Here is an 18,565-nt window from a genome sequence, read left to right as displayed (position 1 = left end):
CTCACTATTATATATTTTATTGATTAAAACCTAACATTTTAATAGCAGCTACTGCCGCTTCAACACCTTTATTACCGTGCTTTCCACCTGCACGATCAAAAGCTTGTTGTTCAGTGTTTGGTGTTAAAAGACCAAATACTACAGGCTTATTGTATTTTAAAGAAACATTAGTTACACCATGTGCAACAGCATCACAGATAAAATCAAAGTGTTTCGTTTCTCCTTGAATCACACAGCCTAAACAAATTACAGCATCAACTTCTTCGATTTGAGCCATTAATTGAGCTCCAAAAGTTAATTCAAATGCACCTGGGACATCTTCTCTGTATATATTTTCCTCTTTTGCTCCTTCATTAAGTAGTGTTTCAACTACTGCTCCATGTAAAGATTCAGTGATCTTTGGATTGTATTCTGAAACAACAATAGCAAATTTTTTCCCTGAGATGTCAATATTTTTTTTCTTAGTGTATTCACTAAGGCTTTTTAAAGCACTGGCCATTTTTGATGATTTTTAAATATAAAATTACAAGCTTACAAAGTTATCAATTTTTATGGCTTATAATAATCTCTATTCGAAATTATGCGACCAAAAAATTAAATATTTGTAAGCTTGTAAAATAACTTAAACTGACCTTTAGATTAATCCAATTTCTCTTCTACTTTTTGAGGCGAAATCGTGTGAATAATTGATGCAATAATTATCACTGACATACAGCCAATTACATTGTACCACAAATAGGGGACATCAGTAAATTTAAATAAGTAGATGATGATACCTTCCGAGATTAAACCTCCAATAAAGGTAGCATTTGATCCAATTTTCTTGAAAAAGAAAGCGATCATAAAAACTCCTAAAATCACACCATAGACCAAAGATCCTAGAATATTCACCGCTTCGATTAAAGATCCTAACTGATTTGCAAAGGTGGCAAATAAAATGGCATAAACACCCCACCCAATACTTACTAATTTAGAAACCTTTAGATAGTGTTTTTCTTCAGCCTCTGGTTTGATCATTCGTTTGTAAATATCTACGATAGAAGTAGAGGCCAAAGCATTAATTTCTGATGAAGTCGACGACATACTTGCCGAAAGTATAACAGCGATTAATAAACCAATTAATCCAGCAGGAAGGTAATTAATCACGAAACTTAAAAAGATATAGTTGGTGTCTTTTGTATCGATTGTGTCATCAACTGCATTAATCTTTGAAATGATTTCTGCTTTCTGACTTTCCACCAATTCATTACTGGTAATCAATTGCTTTTTAGTGGAATTGATTAAACCTTCATTATCACTATTTAATGCATCAGCATAAGCCAATGCCGCTTTTTGTCGGTCTTGTTGAACTTCTTGATAATCTGATTCATAAGAAGAGAAATTCTCTACTTTATTTTGAGCGTCTTCAAGGGCTACTTTATTAAATAATACCGGTGATGGTTGAAATAGATAGAAAACATAAACCATCGCACCGATAAATAAGATCAGGAATTGCATTGGTATTTTGATCATACCATTAAACAATAACGCTAATCTACTTTGTCCAATTGATGCTCCACTTAAATATCGTTGCACCTGAGATTGGTCTGTACCAAAGTAAGACATGGCTAAGAAGAATCCGCCAATCAAACCTGACCATACATTATATTTGGAAGTTGGATCGAATTTAAAGTCGATGGCATTTAATTTTCCAGAAGCACCTGCAATATGTAAGGCATTATTGAAAGATATGGCGTCCGGCATCATTACAACCACAAGAATCCCGGCCAGCAGCATGCCCACAAAGATGACCGCCATTTGCAACTTTTGTGTTTGGTTAACAGCTTTTGTTCCTCCAATTACAGTATAAGCAGTAACAATAACGCCGATACCAATATTAGTATAGTTAATATTCCAACCCATCAAAGAGGATAGAATCAAAGAAGGAGCGAAGATGGTAAAACCTGCTGCTAATCCTCTTTGGGTCAAGAATAAAATAGCGGTAAGTGTTCTTGTTTTTAAATCAAAACGTTTCTCCAGATATTCATAGGCGGTATATACATTCAATTTATGGTATATCGGTACCACAACTACTGAGAGCACGACCATAGCTAAAGGTAAGCCAAAGTAGAATTGAACAAAGCGCATCCCATCGACAAAGGCCTGCCCTGGAGCAGACAAGAAGGTGATGGCACTCGCTTGAGTAGCCATAATAGATAAAGCTACAGTAAACCATTTTGCCTCTTTGTTACCCAAAAGATAACTATTCATATCTTTCTGGGCACGTGTTTTCCAAATACCGTAGATCACGATAAAAGCCAGTGTACCCGTTAGTACTATCCAATCTATATAACTCACTGTAGTTTAGTTAAATGCGTTTGAGAACCAAGAAAATAATGTGATAAGGCCGACAAGCTCAGCAATCACAATAATGTATAATTGCTTCCAACTTTTGCCTACAGGAGGTTTGTTGTTTTCTTCTTCCATACTTATTTTCCTTTTTTAGGATTGGGTTTGTAGTTTAACATATTTGCAAAAATTCTGTAAGCTCCAGAAACACCTGCTGGCAATTCTCTGAACCAAGAAATTCCGCTGTAAATAAATGCTCCTTGTCCGTAATCGGCGACTAATAAAGAACCATCTACAGGGTCTTCATTAGGATCTTGCATTCTCAAAATAGGAGTATATTCTTCTCCCCATTCATTAGGGAAGTATAATCCTCTTTCTTGTACCCAACCATCAAAATCTTCTTTGTCAATTTTGTTTGGATAGTTCATCAAAGGATGCTTCTTTTCAAGAATTTCTACAGGACTTTCTTCTACTGTTACTCTATCTCTTGATAGTTTGAGGTCAGCATAAGGCCCAATTTGTTTCGTTTTTACTCTATGAGAAGTATTGTATTGCACAATTACATTTCCTCCATTATATACATAATCCATAAGGACAGGTTGAAGGTATCTCATGTTTTCTAAAACATTGTATGCTCTAATTCCAACTACAACAGCATCATAATTCTTTAAATACTCTTTTGTGATGTGGTCATGATCTAAAATATCTACTTTATATCCTGCAGTGATTAGCGACTGAGGGACAACATCACCTGCACCCATTACATAAGCAATAGACTGAATATCACCTCTATTAATATTTAATCGGATAAGCTGTATGTTGGCATCAACAAAATAGTATTGTCTATAGATATGCTCATAATCAATGATATTTAACCCTTGATCAATTTTCTGACCTTTATCTGTTGTGAAATACAAATGAAGGTTCTCTTTTCCATCTTTTTTAGAAGGAGTGATCTTTAAGACTATTTCAGCTTTATCACCCTTATTTTTTAAGTCAACATCAAGTGATCCGTTGGATTCGATAGACCAACCTTTAGGTAAGTCATAACCAATTTTGCCTTTCGCATTATCGGTTTTTGCATTAAAACTGACTTTAATGCTTTTAGATTGATCATCACCAAAAATCAATGTTTTTTGATCAATATCAATAGTTATCGCAGGAACAATACCTAGTGGAATATATACTTCACCTAAAGCAGGATTTACTTTTTTCTGCCAAATGTTAAGCGTTTCTTCAACTTTAACTCCCTGTACTGTTAATTGAACTTTAACTGGAATAGGATAAAAGTTTTCTGGCTGACCAATCATTTTTTGATGATCGACTCGATACATTCCTTTTGATGATTGTTTTTGTAACCAATAAGGTTGAGATATAGGGAAGTCAGCCGGCACTTTAACATCAATAGTAGTTTTGATGTTTTTATTATAAGTCAAATCAGTTGATAATTCCTTTTCTGATAGTGCACCAACTTGTACTTTGCTTAATTGAACAGAAGTAGATGATCTATTGATAGTTCTTAATTCAATATTTAAACTATCACCTTGTGCAACTTGAGCATCGTCAACCAATGCTTCTAAGAATATTCCACTGCACTGTAAGATCAATTGATTTACCTTTTCTGATTTTTTGTTCACCCAATAATCAGACTGATCTAATTTTTCAAGTTCTTTTTTGATTTTGATTAGCTGATTGACAGATTTCTCGGGTTTTGAAGGGTTGAAGCTATCTTGTAATTCCTTGATGTATTTTTCGACTTTACTAGAATTAGCTACTCTTTTCCATGAGGTATCTACATCCTCCATGGGAGAGGATTTCATTTCAGCACCGGCTAGTAATTCGAAATATTCTCTATTTTCTCCTCTTTGTAATGCAGCACCAAATCCCTGACATCTATGTTTAGATCGAGCAGCCATAGCGATCTCACCCACATTTTTTCCTAAAACGGGAATATAATCTCCAGTTTCTAAGCTGACGAATTGTGATGCATCAAAAGATTCTCCTTTTCCTCTAAAGAACCATGAGTTAGTATTCCACATAATTCTTTTTGGTTGCCAAGGGGCTACATATTTTAATTGTTCAGGATATTTGGTAGAATCACCAGCAATTTTAAAAGCTTCTAAAGCGATGATAGCAGATGTTGTATGATGTCCATGAGTTCTTCCCCCTCTGTTTGGAGAGAATCTCGTAATGATAATATCAGGTCTGAAACGTCGGATATTCCAAACAGCATCAGCTAGTACCTGATCTTTATCCCATACTGAAAGTGTTTCTTGGGGATTTTTCGAATACCCAAAATCGTTTGCTCGGCTAAACATTTGTTGTCCGCCATCTACCTTACGCGCTTCAATAAGTTCTTGTGAACGAAGAATACCGAGTTCTTCTCTTATTTCAGTACCAATTAGGTTTTGTCCACCATCACCTCTAGTTAGTGAAGTATAAGCTGTTTCATACCCTTTTGCACGAGCAAAATAAGCAATCACTCTTTGATTCTCATCGTCGGGATGAGCCGCAAAGTACATTACCGCGCCTAGGGTGTTTAAGTGGTTAATTTCTTGAATGATATTGGAAGTGTTTTCCTTGTTAGCTTGTTTAGGAGTTTGTCCAATACAAAGGGTTGTAATAACAAAAAATAATAGGAAGGATGTTAATCTCATCAGTTGGTTAGTAACATGAAAGGATTCGATGAAAATCAGTGGAGGTATTGTACGGACGTTGCATTGCAACGTCCATACAGATATCATTATAAAACCTCTAAAGTCTAATATTAGATATTAGATTTGTTAGCTTTTTTCCACTTTTTAGAAGCATTAGGCATCCAAGTTTCGATGTCTTTATTTAAGCTACCTTTAAAGTAGTTGTAAGCACCATCAGGTTTTGCTTCACCAAATTTACGTGCATCAATAGCAGCAGTTAAAGCTTCGTCATATTTCTCTTGACCCGCTAAGATTTGAGCTTTTACCCAAGTATTCCAGAAATAGTTTGGACGAAGGCTAATTGAATTTTCAATTAATTCTAAAGCTTTTTCAGGATTTGAAGAAGCATAGAAGTTTGCTGAGTTTTGGAAAGTTCTCCAAACGTTCTTAGTACTTGATGCAATATTTGCTTCTGCTAATTTATCTGTTGGAACATTTACAGTAAAGCTAACCATTGTTTTGTCCCACCATAGTGTAACTTTTGCTTCGTTGTCTTTTACAGATTCAATCAAGTAAGTTAATCTTTCTCTGAAAGGAGCAGCCTCAGGCTTTGTTTTGAATGATGCAACATCATCAGCTTCAATTCCTGCGATATCTTGTTTTCCATCTTTATTGTAAGCAAAGATAGATTTGTTAGCACCATTGAAATGGTAAGTCCATTCTGCATTTTCTTCTAAAGAAAGGAAGATGTTGTAAGTACCTGCTTTTACTTCTTTACCGTCAATCATAACATCAGAAGAGAAAGTGATGGCAGTAGGACCATTAGCTCCAGCTCTCCAAGTTGAACCAAATTTTTCTAGTTCACCAAATACAGTTCTACCTTTTACAGCAGGAGAAGAGTAGTTAACTGAAATTTCAGTAACGCCAACTGTTTGTTTTACTTCAGCTGCAGGAGATGGAACTGGAAGGTTTTGAGCGAATACGTTTGCTACGCCTAGAAGTAGTGTAACAATTAGTGAAAGTGTTGATCTTTTCAACATAGTGATTAAATTATTTTTTATGAATTATGTGTCCTAGGTCTGAATAGATAATATTTCATCAAAAACTTGAAATCATATGATCAATTTTGACTTTGAACTAATGAAAGTTTAAAAAGTGTCGAAATAAAGAAAATAGGGGACAGAAATTCAAATTTATTTACTTAAATATTGTTTAAACAATTATTGTAAATAATGTTTAGAAGGATTTTAATTGATACTTGAGCAAATGGCTGGGTAATAATTTATATTATTAAGGAAAGATAAATCTTAAAAAAAGTAACTTATTAAAATCAAATGGGCATAAAAAAACACAAAGGTTTCGCAAGACGAAACCTTTGTGCAACCCAAAAACTAACTATTTCTCATTGCAATCGTGATTGATTGCACTTCAAAAGTAATAAAATATTTATAAATATTATTACAATAATGATAAATTAACATTAATTAAGGGTTGTATTTTAGAAGCGAATCAGGTCCAATAGGGAAATCAAAGATTAACCATATAGCCATTAACGTTACCCAAACCAATAAAAATGCAACGGAATAAGGTAACATTGTGGCGATTACGGTTCCGATACCCGCTTTTTTGTCATATCGTTGAATAAAAGCAACAATTAATGCGAAGTAGGACATCATTGGTGAAATAATGTTTGTTACACTATCACCAATTCTGTAAGCCACCTGAGTTAATTCAGGAGAAATTCCCAATAACATAAACATAGGAATGAAAACAGGTGCCATTAACGTCCATTTGGCAGATGCACTCCCCATCACAAGATTGATCAGTGCAGCTAATAAAATGAAAGAAATTAATAAAGGAATTTCATGCAAACCTAAAGCTTTTAAGAATTCAGCTCCCTTGATTGCAGAAATTAATCCAATATTTGTCCATTTAAAGTAGGCTACAAATTGAGCCGCAAAGAATACCAATACAATATATGAACTCATCGTTTTCATCGATTCACCCATACCTTTCATAATATCTGAATCATTTTTAAATGTTCCAGATCCTTTACCATATGCTATACCACAAATTGCTGCAATAATAAAAATCCAAGAAACAATACCTTTCATTAAGGCTGATTCAAAAATACTAGTCACTTTAGTTCCTTTGGCAATATCTTCAGGAGTTAGAGGTCTTCTTAAAAATCCATCATCAGGAATAATTCCAATTAAGATGATTGTAATGATAACGACTGCTGCAATACCAGCATAGATTAATCCCTTTCTTTCTTCTTTCGTAAGTGCATGCATTTCTTCAGCGACTTCATCACCTTTGTATTCACCTAATCGAGGAATGACAATTTTCTCTGTAACGAAAGTACCAGCTATACCAATAAAGAATGTAGACACAAACATGAAATAGTAATTACATGCCGGATTAATAAGATATGTTGGTTCAATAATCTGTGCTGCTTCTTGAGAGATACTTTGTAATAAAGGATCAATGGTGCCCAATAATAAGTTGGCAGAATATCCGCCAGAGACACCTGCGAATGCTGCAGCTAAACCAGCAATGGGGTGTTTTCCAAAAGCAAGAAAGATAACAGCAGATAATGGTACTAATAGCACATAGCCAACTTCACTAGCGGTATTTGATAGTACACCCGCAAATACAACGACAAAAGTGATGATTTTTTTAGGCGACTTTAAAACCATCAATCTGATGATAGTTCCAATAAGTCCACTTCCCTCAGCAATACCAATACCTAACATAGCTACTAATACTACCCCTAATGGAGCGAAATCAGTAAAGTTCTTTACCAATTTGGTAAGGATTAAATATATACCATCTTGAGAAAGTAGGTTGACTACTGTAATCATTTCATCTTTTCCAGGATGTTTAACACTAAGATCCATTAGGGAAAATACCCATGATAAAATGACGATAGCAAAAGCAAAACCTGCAAAAAGTGTTGCAGGATGGGGTAGAGCATTACCCACCTTTTCAATAAAACTTAAAAATTTATCGATAGGGTTCTTCTTAACTGAATTGTTTGTTGTGCTCATTTAGATAGATAAGATGTAATAAATTCATTTGTGGAGTTGCCTCCAAAAGTGATGCAATTTAAATAAACCTCAAAAGACTGACAAAAGTACTTTGAAAGATTAATATTTATTGTAGTATTCAAGATACTTTGACTTATTCTACTTTTATAAGTGATGAAGATGAATTGTTATAGGATGATAATTTGAAATTGGAGTAGGTTAAAAATTCTAGAAGTTAAAAACATTAAGACTTAAAATATTTTATACATTTTGATGTTGATAATCAGATTGATTGATTTATTATGGATAGGAAAACTAATCTTCTGATTGATACTCGATTTTAAAAATAAAGTGTTGAAAATATTTATTTTCGATTTGCTTTTTTTAATTTGACATTGATTTAATGAACTACATACCTATATATGGGATCTAACTTAGATAAAACACAACAGCAGGGATTTGGTACTGCACCAGTTTTTTTTACTTCAATTAGTACAATATTAGGAGCGATTTTATTTTTAAGATTCGGCTACGCAGTATCTAATTTAGGATTGCTTTCTACTTTTTCAATGGTATTAGTAGGGCACTTGGTCACAATACCGACGGCTATGGCAATTTCAGAAATTGCAACTAACCAAAAAGTACAAGGTGGAGGAGTGTATTATATTATTTCTCGTTCTTTTGGAATTACCATAGGAGGCTCAATTGGTATCTCCTTATATCTTTCTCAAGCAATCAGTACAGCATTTTATATTATAGCTTTCGCAGAAGCTTTCAGACCATTATTTCCTTTATTAGAACAATATGGAATTGTAGATCTTAATTTACGTTGGATCACAATTCCAATGACAATAGGTCTAATTGGTTTGGTTATGTATAAAGGTGCTGATTTAGGAATGAAGACACTATATATAGTTGTAGCTATATTATTCATTTCACTTTTATCCTTCTTTATTGGAACAACAGAGTTTTCTCAAAACTTAGATAAAATAAATTGGAGCGGACATATAGAGGGTGGAGATAACTTCTTTAAGGTACTCGCCATTTGTTTCCCTGCATTTACCGGAATTGCAGCAGGAGTGGGGTTGTCTGGCGATTTGAAATCTCCAGAAAAATCGATTCCAATTGGTACCATGCTGGCAGGTGTTTTTGGAATGGTCATCTATTTATTAGTGGCTTATAAATTATCTGTTTCTGCCTCATTAGAAGATTTAGCTGAGAACACACTAATCATGACAGATATTTCTTTTTGGGGTCCATTAATTCCAATTGGATTAGCTGCAGCAGCATTATCGTCGGCAATTGGTTCAATATTAGTTGCTCCAAGAACTTTACAGGCAATCGCAGAAGATCAGGTACTTCCGAATGGATATGTCAACAAATGGTTGTCGAAAATTCAAAAGGGATCAAACGAGCCGGTAAACTCATCATTAATTACCTCAATTATTACTCTTATTTTTGTATTAATCGGAGATATTGATGTAGTAGCACAAATTATCACTATGTTCTTCATGGTAACGTATGGTGCCATTTGTTTGATTAGTTTTTTAGAACATTTTGCTTCAGATCCAGCTTACCGTCCAGTATTCAAATCAAGACCAATTATATCGTTGGTTGGTGCATTAATGTGTGGTTATTTGATGTTTAAGATTTCAGCAACTTACACATTTATTGCCTTGATCTTTATGGCGTTATTGTATCAAATGGTACGTCAGTTTACACCAAATAAGGAAGGATTAAAAGCCATTTTCCAAGGTGTGATTTTCCAATTGAGTAGGCAATTCCAAATTTTCTTACAAAAAACAGAAAAAGACGATGTCGAAGATCACTGGAGACCGGCTGTAGTTTGTGTGAGTAGAAATACTTTCAAAAGGTTCTCAGCTTTTAATCTTGTGAGATGGATTGCCCATAAATATGGTTTTGCCACTTACATTCACCTTATTGATGGTTACTTATCGAAAGAGACCAATAAAAATGCAGAAAAAGATTTACAGCGTCTAATTAAGATATCTGAAGCATCAAAAAGTAAGGTGTATTTAGACACAATGATTAGTCCTTCGATGACATCAGTAATCGCTCAAGTGATTCAATTACCTTCAGTAGCAGGTAAAGATAATAACATGTTGATGTTTGAGTTTTCGAAAAAGGATCCTGATGATGGATTAAAACAACTTATCGATAACTTCAAATTGATGTCGGTAACCGGTAATGATATTTGTGTATTAGGTTCAGATGAAAGAAACTTTGGTGTAAAAACTGAAATTCACATATGGTTGACTCCTAAAGATCTAGAAAATGCGAACTTGATGATCTTACTGGGTTTTATTATTATTGGTCATCCGGAGTGGAAAAAAGCCAAAATTACGTTGTTGGCATGCTTCCCTGAACCAGAATTAGAAGAAAGAAGATCTCAAATTTTAGATTTGATTAAAACAGGTCGTTTACCAATTTCTAAAAACAATGTTCGACTTCTTACTAGGGCGGATGATATGGATATGAAAACAATGATCAACCAAGAGTCTAGAGATGCTGATTTAACTATTATTGGTATTCGTCTAGAAGCAGCTAAGAAAATTAATGAACAAGTTTTCTATGGTTATGATGATATTGGTGATGTGTTATTTATCCATACAGCAAAAAGGAAAGATATTTCATAACTAGAAAGTATTTATAGATGTTACCATTAGAAACAGAAAATTTGATAAAAACCAATATTGAGGAACATGGGTTTCATATTGGTATGATAGAAGGGGATAAATATTTACCTTCCTATGCGTTTTCTATTGGTTTATATAAATCCTTTCAACATCCAGAAATTATTGTTTTTGGATTGCCAAATGAGGTAATGCAAAACCTACTGACCAATGTATGTCAAGCAATAAAGGACGGGAGGAAATATGAAGCGAATGTGATAAATACAGAAGTTATCAATAATTTCCCTGTTCAATTTATAGACGTAGATTTAGCGTACTATTCGGATTATTTGGAATACATTTCTTGGTTTTATAATCAAAAGAATGATTTTAAAGCTTATCAAATGGTTTGGACTGATAAAGAAGGTTTTTTTCCATGGGAGTCTTCATTTAATAAACAATGGAAATTCAATCAGCCACTATTAGATAGAAATACTGACTTTAAATTCTACGAAGAAAGGTCTCAATCAGTTTATACAACAAAAAATACTCTAGAAGGCAATCCTATTCTTTGGGTATACCATACGCATGAAGGTGATTGGGAATTTCATAGTGAAGAACATCCAGATTTTGATAATGCAGAAGTATTAAGCTTTGATGAAATCAATAAGTTAGATCCAAGTCTGAATCAATTATTCCAATTAAATTATGGTCAGTCAGCCATTAGAAAATCAGTGAATGATGATTGGGAAATCTCCGATTATGAGGAAGAAGAGTAGAATAACTTGAGCTATTGTCCTAGACTTATCAGAATATTATCTATATTAGATATACAACCAAACTTTTTTATAAACACACATAAATACTATCATGACTTACTATTATCGCCTTGGGAAAATTCCGCCTAAGAGGCACACGCAATTCCGTAACGACTCAGGAGAGTTGTATCATGAGGAGTTAGTGAGTTCACTTGGCTTTTCTGGAGTGTACTCCAACATCTATCACAAAAATCCTCCTACAAATGTCAAAAAGGTTGGTCCTTCAACACCTTATTCCTATAAAATACTAAAGGATTATGGTTTAAAAATGACCCACCTTAAAACAAGTGGAATAAATTATACAGGAAATGATTTTCTTGAGAGTCGAGTACCTTTAATGGTGAACTCATCTTGTATAATTTCTATTTGTTATCCAGATCAATTGTCTATGCCTTACATCTTTAAAAATGCTGATGGTGATGAGATGATTTATGTATATGAAGGGCAAGGGAATCTAAACTCTCAATTTGGTAAACTTCCTTTTAAAAAGGGTGACTACATTGTTATACCAAGAACGACAATGTATCAAATAGAAGTGGAAGGAGAGATCAAGCCTAAGTTTTTAATTGTTGAATCAAAAGCACCAATTGAAACAGTTGGAAGATATAGAAATGAATTAGGGCAACTGTTAGAACATTCTCCTTATTGTGAAAGAGATTTACATCCTCCAATAGAAATTAATGATTATTCTGATCATAAAGGTGACGTAGAGATGAAGATTAAAAAGGGAGATGCTTTACATCAATATTTTTATGGATACCATCCATTTGATATTGTTGGTTGGGATGGTTTCTTGTATCCTTACACTTTCTCGATATATGATTTTGAACCAATAACAGGTAGAATTCATCAGCCACCTCCAGTGCATCAAACATTCCAAGCAAGAGGAGCATTTGTCGTTTGTAGTTTTGTACCGAGATTATTTGATTATCACCCTTTAAGTATCCCGGCACCATACAATCATTCAAACATAGATTCCGATGAAGTATTATTTTATACGGAAGGAGAGTTTATGAGCAGAAAAGGTATAGATACAGGTTCGTTTACTTTGCATCCTGGAGGAATTCCTCATGGACCCCATCCAGGAACAATGGAAAAAAGTATAGGAAAAAAAGAAACAAAAGAATATGCTGTAATGGTAGATACTTTTGCTCCTTTGCATCTGACTGAAAATTGCTTGCCTTATTTAGATGAGGAGTATCCTTATTCTTGGCAGTAAAGACATAAAAAAGAGGGATCAAAGTCCCTCTTTTTCATTAAAATCAAATTCATTAATCGTACTCTTCTTCTTTTTTAGAATATTGAGTTATTGCTGAAAGATCATTTTCATTGATGTAATTGTACAAACGAGTATAACCAATATTCAACAAACGACTAATTTTTGCGATACTCTTTCCTTCTTCAAGGTATTTGTGAATCAGATCTTTTTTACGTTGAGCAATCTCTTTTCTATGCGATTGACCCATTTTTCTAATTCTATCCAATTGAAGAGGTCTTTGTTCAAGCAAACGTGTAGATTTGTCTGCTTGTGTTTCCCAAAACAAGTTGATTTTATTGAGGTTTTTATAATCCCAGTCTCTATAGGCCAACTTATGTGCTTTGGAAGGTTTTAGTTTGCCCATATCCCGAAGAATAATTTCAGCTATGGCTAAAGATTTCCATTTACCATCTTCATTTACACGAATAAATAAACAAGATCCATTATCAGAGATTCTGTGGTATTTATTCTTGTACATGAAATAGTCATGCCCATCTTGTGGCTTTTCACTTGTCTTTTTTGATGCTTTGCAGCTCTTTACGAACTTCTCAGAATAGTCAGGAATATATTTTCTTTTAGTTGCAAATCTAGTTTTTAGGGTACACCATTCAAGGTTTTCAACGTTGTTGTTAGATTTGTCTCCATCTTTGTGAATGACAATTTCGTTTTCCTCTTTGGGTTTGTCTAGAAATAGTTCAGCTACTAAGCGATGTACATAGTATGATTTCTTTTTATCATTAACCTTACAGTCTATAGATAAATATCCACCACCAATGTCTCGTCCTTTAATTATTTCTCCTTTCTGAGATCGAGCGTATGATTTGACTTTTCCTTGGTTACTGATTTCATATTTTTTATCAGTAAAAGGCAGTTCCATCCAAATTTCTTCTGTCACTTTTTCAGGCGAAGTTTTACTCATAATTAATGTTTTGATAAAGTGGTTAGTAAAATGAAGTTGATATTTTACTAGAGAACGTCATATGATGTTAGTTTTTAGTTTTTATCTACTTCTTTGAATTTGTATGCTAGATAAGATAAGACATCACCGAACGAGTCAAGTATATTTTTGGTCGCATTATCAACTTTTTTTCCTCTAGTTCTAAGTAATAATAAACCAAATATTCCATTAATACAAATTTGAATTGGATTAGTAATCAATCCATCGGCAAATTTTAGATTTTCATCAATGTGAGGAGAAGCTTTTTTGTATACTTTTTGGTATTCTTCGTCTTCACTCAACAATTTGTGGTGTAGGGTCGTAATATTGTCAACTTCATCTTGGGCCCACGAACAATGTCCTTCTTTTGTTACCTCTTCTTTTTTCATAAGTTCAAGAAGGTCTTTGTGCCATTGAATTACTTCATCTCTTTCTTTATCGTTTAATTTAGTAATATGATTTACTACGTATTCTCTGATATCCTCAAAATTAAAATCGAAAGCTCTTAATAATTCCTCTGATTGATATATGTAAATGATGTATTCACAGATATTCTGTTCCTTCTTTTGTTGAGCGATTAGCATTATTTTATTACAAAAAAGTAGTGATATAATATTTTATGCAAATATAAAAAAGGGAATAGAAGTTACATGATCTATTCCCTTTTTATGGTTTATTTTTTAATTATTTTTTCCTTTTCAAGCTAAGTACTTCTTGGTCCAGTCGCCAAATAGCTTCTTGCATGTCGTTTAATCCGTTATTTTGATCACTATCTGGGAAGTCTTTAGAAATATGAGCCACTAATTTCCACATTTCACTAATGTCATGAACTTCCACCTCATAAGGTGAATATCTAAGGTTGGTAGACTTAAGGATATATGTATTATTCTTATCTACATTATTGTACACCTTTTTCAAAACAAAACCTTCAGAACGGGTAGTAACAATACATACCTGTCCGTCTTTAACATTATTCCAATCATCAATATATTCACCAATGATAATCGTACCTTCTTCAAGTGGAGGCATAGAGTCACCACTTATTTCAAAAGCTCTATACGTCTTTCCTTTCGGTAAGAATGGTAAACTATATTTATCTAATTTACTGATGAAATTAAGATCTGAATATCCTGTTGCATAACCCGCTCTAGCACGTTCAGGAACCATTTCAATATTTTCATCACCGTTATCATTAGTGGTAATGGTTAAAATTCTGAGATTATCTCCTGAAATATGTTCTTTAGAGTTTTCCTTTTTCTCAATCTCTTTAGGATCAAGCTTTGTAAGATCTTCTTTTAATATTTGATCAATAGTAACATTAAAGAAGCTACAAATTTTTTCTAATCGTGTGTAATTGGGTTCTGCTCGGCCATCCTCATAAGATGAAATAGCACTTCTTGATACTTGATCAGTTTCTGTGCTCAACTGATCACCAAGGTCAGTTTGACTTAATTTACCATCTTTTTTTTGTCTGAGGTACCTTAAATTAGCACCAAATAATGAGGCGTTTTTCGACATTTGGTATTTTTTTAACCTACGAATACTTAATTTTTTATCAATTTATGATTTTGAACAATTATTGCCAAATTATTAGACTAAAATTGTACTCTTACCCGGTATATTAACAAATTGTGTCTATTTTTAGCATCAAGATAAAGGGATAAGTCAATTCATTGTTGGATATATACAATTACGAAATACAAATAAGTATTGATTATTGGTGTAAGGTGTTGGTATGTTGAAATATCAAAATATTTTTTATGATTTATAAAATCTTTCTTCTTAAATTGAAAAATATTAGAACAAGCTTTTGAAACTTTAATATAAACTCTAAAAACTATCAATGAGCATCTCTAAGTCGTCATAAATTGTTCTTATAAGTTATCAACTAATTAAAATTACTTCATTTTTTATGAAAGGTTTTTTAAAAACTACCCTTGCAGTTATAGTAGGCGTATTTATTTCTTCCGCAATTATTTTCTTGTTTTCAGCAATGATGTTTGGGGTGATTATAGCAGCTTCAAGCAAAAGTGAACCGTCTAAAATTGACCCTAATTCAGTATTAGTTCTCGATATTTCAAAAAGCTTTAAAGAAATAGGTGAAACTGATCCATTCGAAAAATTTAATTCGAGTTATTTTCCATCAAATTCGGCAATAGGAATACATGATTTTGTTGATGTAATCGATAAAGCAGCAAAAGACGACAATATTTCTGGTATCTATTTAAAAGGAGGTACTTTTGGTGGATCAATGCCAATGGCAATTGAAGTTAGAGAAGCATTAGAAGAGTTTAAGTCAAACGATAAATTTGTATGGGCTTATGCGGATGGTATTTCAGAAGCTGGTTATTATGTGATTTCAGAATCAGACAAAATCTTTTTGAATCCTCATGGAGGGTTAGAATTTAATGGTTTGTCGTCTGAAATAATGTACTACAAAAAGTTCTTTGAAAAAATTGGTGTAGAACCTGAAGTATTCAGAGTTGGGAAATATAAATCAGCAGTTGAGCCATTCCTAACTGATAAAATGAGTGATGCTAACAGAGAACAAATCACTTCTTATCTGAATAACTTATATAATCATTATTTGGAAGGTGTTGCAGCTTCAAGAGGTTTAGGACTTGATGAGATTAGAGATATTTCTAACAACATGAAAATCCGTAACGCTAAAGACGCTCTTCATTACAATTTTGTAGATGAGTTGGTTTACGTAGATCAAGTAAAAGAATATTTAGCTGAAAAGTTTGAATTGGAAAGTTTCTCTGATGTAAATACTGTAGGTTACTCAAAGTATAAAGATGCATTAGATGCAAGACCAAGAAGAAGAGGTGAAGGTAAAATAGCTATTTTATCTGCAGAGGGTGAGATTATCTACGGAAAGAAAGAAAGCGGTCAAACAGTTATTAGTAATAAAGACTTAGTCGAGAATATTAATGATTTGGCTGAAGATGATGATGTAAGTGCTGTTGTTTTAAGAGTGAACTCACCTGGAGGAAGTGCATTATCTTCGGATCTAATTTGGAGAGCCATCGAAAAATTAAAAGAGAAGAAACCTGTAGTGGCTTCAATGTCAACTTATGCAGCATCAGGTGGTTACTATATTTCAGCGGGTTGTGATAAAATTATCGCTTACCCTAACACTATTACAGGTTCTATAGGTATTTTCGGTTTAGCTTTTAATCCATCAGAATTAGTTAATAAGAAATTAGGCTTACAAACTTATGCAGTGTCTACTGGTAAGTTTTCTAACTTTCAGTCTGTTTTGGATGATTTCTCTGAAGAAGATAGACAAATTATTCAAGCAAGTGTAGAAGAAGGGTATGAAACATTTACTTCTAAAGTAGCACAAGGTAGAAAAATGAAAGTCGAAGACATTCTTAAAATCGCACAAGGTCGTGTTTGGACTGGTGAACAAGCAAAAGAAGTGGGTTTAGTAGATGAACTAGGAGGAATTGATAAAGCCATCGAAATAGCTGCTTCATTGGCTGAATTGGAGAATGATGATTATCAAATAGAACATTTCCCTGGTGAAAAAGACTTTTTACAAGAATTCTTGACGAATTTAGATAATTCAGCTAAAGCAAGAGTGAAAACATATATGTATGGAGAGTATGCGACATACATGGATAAAACCTTTAAGTGGATGAATTCTATGAAAGGAGTTCAAGCATCCATACCTTATTATCAAGAGATCGAAGGATTCGAAAGACCATAGATTTATTTGAATATTACAAAAAGCCTCTATCATTTGATGATAGGGGCTTTTTTCATTTTTTTGATATACACAATGATTTTTTGATTATCACTAAACTATCATACCGAAAATTTAGTTATTAATAAGTAACCCGTTAATTGTAACTTTCTAAGAATTTCCTTAATACATTTTACATCTTTTGCCCGGAAAGTTTCAATACATTTTTACAATGTTTATCTTATGTATATTAAGAATACCCAACTACTATCTTATGAAAGCGTTGCCCAAGAATGATCATCTTTCTCGTTTTATAGAAAGATTGTATGAAATAAAAGAGAGTCATAATAATAAAGTAACCCAAGCTGATTTAAAATCCATGGCTTTAGAAATGGGCCTGTCCGATTTGGATTGGATTCGCATGCAAGATCTTTTTTCATCACACTTGGCTAGAGCCATAGGGTACCATAAATATAAAAATTGGGAAGATGCTATTTATGAATTAGATCAAGCACTTAGTATAAACCCCTTTAATGTAAAATGTTTATTCCTCACTGCCTCTTGTTATGCGAATAAATATTATGAGGACGAAAAGAAGGCAGATAGGGAGCAATCCATCAATTTTGCCAACAAAGCATTAGAAATAAATCCATTGGATGAAAAGTCGCTTCAGTTATTAAGCTCATTAAAAAAAGAAGCAAGGCAAAGAAAAATCATTGAAAGAGAATCCATTAAAACACTTTTAGTAGCTTGTTCCTTCGGGGCAGTAATTTTCACCTCTTTGGCTTACCTTACACTATTTGATATGGTCCCCACAGTATCTGTGCCGTATACATCTGAAGTAACTCAAAACTACAGTAAAGTAAATCCAGATGTTCAATATTTTAGCCAAAATAATAAGAATGGTCACTTTTTCCATCTCACCAGTAATGTGATAAAGATTTTTGAAAAAAAGACAGCCCTAGAACTTCATGGCAAAATAATGTTTGACAAAAAGACCAATTCTATTGTTAACATCAATTGGAAAGACACTGATGATAATGTGATCCACAATAAAGCAGTCACATCAGATCATTTAATAGATATAAAAGATTTAAATGGGAAATTTAAAATCACAGAAATAATTGATTCTGAAATAGCTAGAGATATTTCGAAAATTGAAATTGTGATGGATTGATTTCTCCACCTATATACCTTAACCAATAATCAACACGTAACAGATCAGGTACTAGATG

14 protein-coding genes are annotated in these 18,565 nt (G+C 33.3%); 5 read left to right on the top strand and 9 right to left on the bottom strand.

Going from position 1 to position 18,565, the window contains the following annotated elements:
• Positions 1-16: 16 nt before the first annotated feature.
• The 6 genes from ribH to MY04_RS06170 all read right to left on the bottom strand — a co-directional run bounded on the left by ribH (position 17) and on the right by MY04_RS06170 (position 8,014).
• Positions 17-499 carry a 6,7-dimethyl-8-ribityllumazine synthase gene (gene ribH, locus MY04_RS06190; RefSeq protein ID WP_066207730.1) on the bottom strand — a complete coding sequence of 161 codons (483 nt, stop codon included), beginning with the start codon at positions 497-499 and terminating at the stop codon, positions 17-19.
• 140 nt (positions 500-639) lie between these two features.
• On the bottom strand, positions 640-2,337 hold the full coding sequence (locus tag MY04_RS06185) for a sodium:solute symporter (protein ID WP_066207729.1): 1,698 nt from the start codon (positions 2,335-2,337) through the stop codon (positions 640-642).
• 6 nt (positions 2,338-2,343) lie between these two features.
• Complete coding sequence (locus MY04_RS28235; RefSeq protein ID WP_257794074.1) at positions 2,344-2,466, bottom strand: hypothetical protein; 123 nt, start codon at positions 2,464-2,466, stop codon at positions 2,344-2,346.
• A gap of 2 nt (positions 2,467-2,468) precedes the next feature.
• Positions 2,469-4,985: a PIG-L family deacetylase gene (locus MY04_RS06180; protein ID WP_158297591.1), complete on the bottom strand. Its 2,517-nt coding sequence runs from the start codon at positions 4,983-4,985 to the stop codon at positions 2,469-2,471.
• 110 nt (positions 4,986-5,095) lie between these two features.
• Positions 5,096-6,004 carry a DUF2911 domain-containing protein gene (locus MY04_RS06175; protein ID WP_066207728.1) on the bottom strand — a complete coding sequence of 303 codons (909 nt, stop codon included), beginning with the start codon at positions 6,002-6,004 and terminating at the stop codon, positions 5,096-5,098.
• A gap of 444 nt (positions 6,005-6,448) precedes the next feature.
• Entirely contained in the window at positions 6,449-8,014 is a 1,566-nt protein-coding gene (locus tag MY04_RS06170; RefSeq protein WP_066207726.1) for an AbgT family transporter, read from the bottom strand.
• Between the two features lie 401 nt (positions 8,015-8,415).
• Here MY04_RS06170 and MY04_RS06165 point away from each other — a divergent pair, with 401 nt between their 5' ends.
• The 3 genes from MY04_RS06165 to MY04_RS06155 all read left to right on the top strand — a co-directional run bounded on the left by MY04_RS06165 (position 8,416) and on the right by MY04_RS06155 (position 12,663).
• A complete protein-coding gene (locus MY04_RS06165; protein WP_066207725.1) occupies positions 8,416-10,650 on the top strand; it encodes an amino acid permease in 2,235 nt (744 codons plus the stop codon).
• A 17-nt stretch (positions 10,651-10,667) separates the two neighbouring features.
• Complete coding sequence (locus tag MY04_RS06160) at positions 10,668-11,405, top strand: DUF4262 domain-containing protein (RefSeq protein WP_066207722.1); 738 nt, start codon at positions 10,668-10,670, stop codon at positions 11,403-11,405.
• Positions 11,406-11,496: 91 nt separating this feature from the next.
• Positions 11,497-12,663, top strand: coding sequence for a homogentisate 1,2-dioxygenase (locus MY04_RS06155; protein WP_066207720.1), 1,167 nt, complete (start codon positions 11,497-11,499; stop codon positions 12,661-12,663).
• 52 nt (positions 12,664-12,715) lie between these two features.
• Here MY04_RS06155 and MY04_RS06150 read toward each other — a convergent pair whose 3' ends face one another.
• The 3 genes from MY04_RS06150 to MY04_RS06140 all read right to left on the bottom strand — a co-directional run bounded on the left by MY04_RS06150 (position 12,716) and on the right by MY04_RS06140 (position 15,157).
• On the bottom strand, positions 12,716-13,621 hold the full coding sequence (locus tag MY04_RS06150) for an NUMOD4 motif-containing HNH endonuclease (RefSeq protein WP_066207718.1): 906 nt from the start codon (positions 13,619-13,621) through the stop codon (positions 12,716-12,718).
• Between the two features lie 74 nt (positions 13,622-13,695).
• Positions 13,696-14,223: a DUF4924 family protein gene (locus MY04_RS06145; RefSeq protein WP_066207716.1), complete on the bottom strand. Its 528-nt coding sequence runs from the start codon at positions 14,221-14,223 to the stop codon at positions 13,696-13,698.
• Between the two features lie 100 nt (positions 14,224-14,323).
• Positions 14,324-15,157: an XRE family transcriptional regulator gene (locus MY04_RS06140; RefSeq protein WP_066207714.1), complete on the bottom strand. Its 834-nt coding sequence runs from the start codon at positions 15,155-15,157 to the stop codon at positions 14,324-14,326.
• Positions 15,158-15,551: 394 nt separating this feature from the next.
• Between MY04_RS06140 and sppA the strand changes: the two genes are divergently transcribed.
• Both sppA and MY04_RS06130 read left to right on the top strand, forming a co-directional pair.
• On the top strand, positions 15,552-17,354 hold the full coding sequence (gene sppA, locus MY04_RS06135) for a signal peptide peptidase SppA (protein WP_066207711.1): 1,803 nt from the start codon (positions 15,552-15,554) through the stop codon (positions 17,352-17,354).
• 250 nt (positions 17,355-17,604) lie between these two features.
• Entirely contained in the window at positions 17,605-18,507 is a 903-nt protein-coding gene (locus MY04_RS06130; protein ID WP_066207710.1) for a hypothetical protein, read from the top strand.
• Positions 18,508-18,565 lie beyond the last annotated feature (58 nt).

The sequence above is a fragment of the Flammeovirga sp. MY04 genome (assembly GCF_001682195.2).
Classification (GTDB): Bacteria; Bacteroidota; Bacteroidia; order Cytophagales; family Flammeovirgaceae; genus Flammeovirga; species Flammeovirga yaeyamensis.
The sequence above is the reverse complement of the archived record's forward strand: the minus strand, read 5'-3'. Positions and strand labels throughout refer to the sequence as shown.

Excerpts from the sequence above, each read along its gene's own strand:
- MY04_RS06170 (WP_066207726.1), bottom strand. The coding sequence starts at position 8,014 with ATGAGCACAACAAACAATTCAGTTAAGAAGAACCCTATCGATAAATTT.
- MY04_RS06155 (WP_066207720.1), top strand. The coding sequence starts at position 11,497 with ATGACTTACTATTATCGCCTTGGGAAAATTCCGCCTAAGAGGCACACG.
- MY04_RS06140 (WP_066207714.1), bottom strand. The coding sequence starts at position 15,157 with ATGTCGAAAAACGCCTCATTATTTGGTGCTAATTTAAGGTACCTCAGA.
- MY04_RS06180 (WP_158297591.1), bottom strand. The coding sequence starts at position 4,985 with ATGAGATTAACATCCTTCCTATTATTTTTTGTTATTACAACCCTTTGT.
- MY04_RS28235 (WP_257794074.1), bottom strand. The coding sequence starts at position 2,466 with ATGGAAGAAGAAAACAACAAACCTCCTGTAGGCAAAAGTTGGAAGCAA.
- sppA (WP_066207711.1), top strand. The coding sequence starts at position 15,552 with ATGAAAGGTTTTTTAAAAACTACCCTTGCAGTTATAGTAGGCGTATTT.
- MY04_RS06130 (WP_066207710.1), top strand. The coding sequence starts at position 17,605 with ATGAAAGCGTTGCCCAAGAATGATCATCTTTCTCGTTTTATAGAAAGA.
- MY04_RS06175 (WP_066207728.1), bottom strand. The coding sequence starts at position 6,004 with ATGTTGAAAAGATCAACACTTTCACTAATTGTTACACTACTTCTAGGC.
- MY04_RS06145 (WP_066207716.1), bottom strand. The coding sequence starts at position 14,223 with ATGCTAATCGCTCAACAAAAGAAGGAACAGAATATCTGTGAATACATC.
- ribH (WP_066207730.1), bottom strand. The coding sequence starts at position 499 with ATGGCCAGTGCTTTAAAAAGCCTTAGTGAATACACTAAGAAAAAAAAT.
- MY04_RS06150 (WP_066207718.1), bottom strand. The coding sequence starts at position 13,621 with ATGAGTAAAACTTCGCCTGAAAAAGTGACAGAAGAAATTTGGATGGAA.
- MY04_RS06160 (WP_066207722.1), top strand. The coding sequence starts at position 10,668 with ATGTTACCATTAGAAACAGAAAATTTGATAAAAACCAATATTGAGGAA.
- MY04_RS06165 (WP_066207725.1), top strand. The coding sequence starts at position 8,416 with ATGGGATCTAACTTAGATAAAACACAACAGCAGGGATTTGGTACTGCA.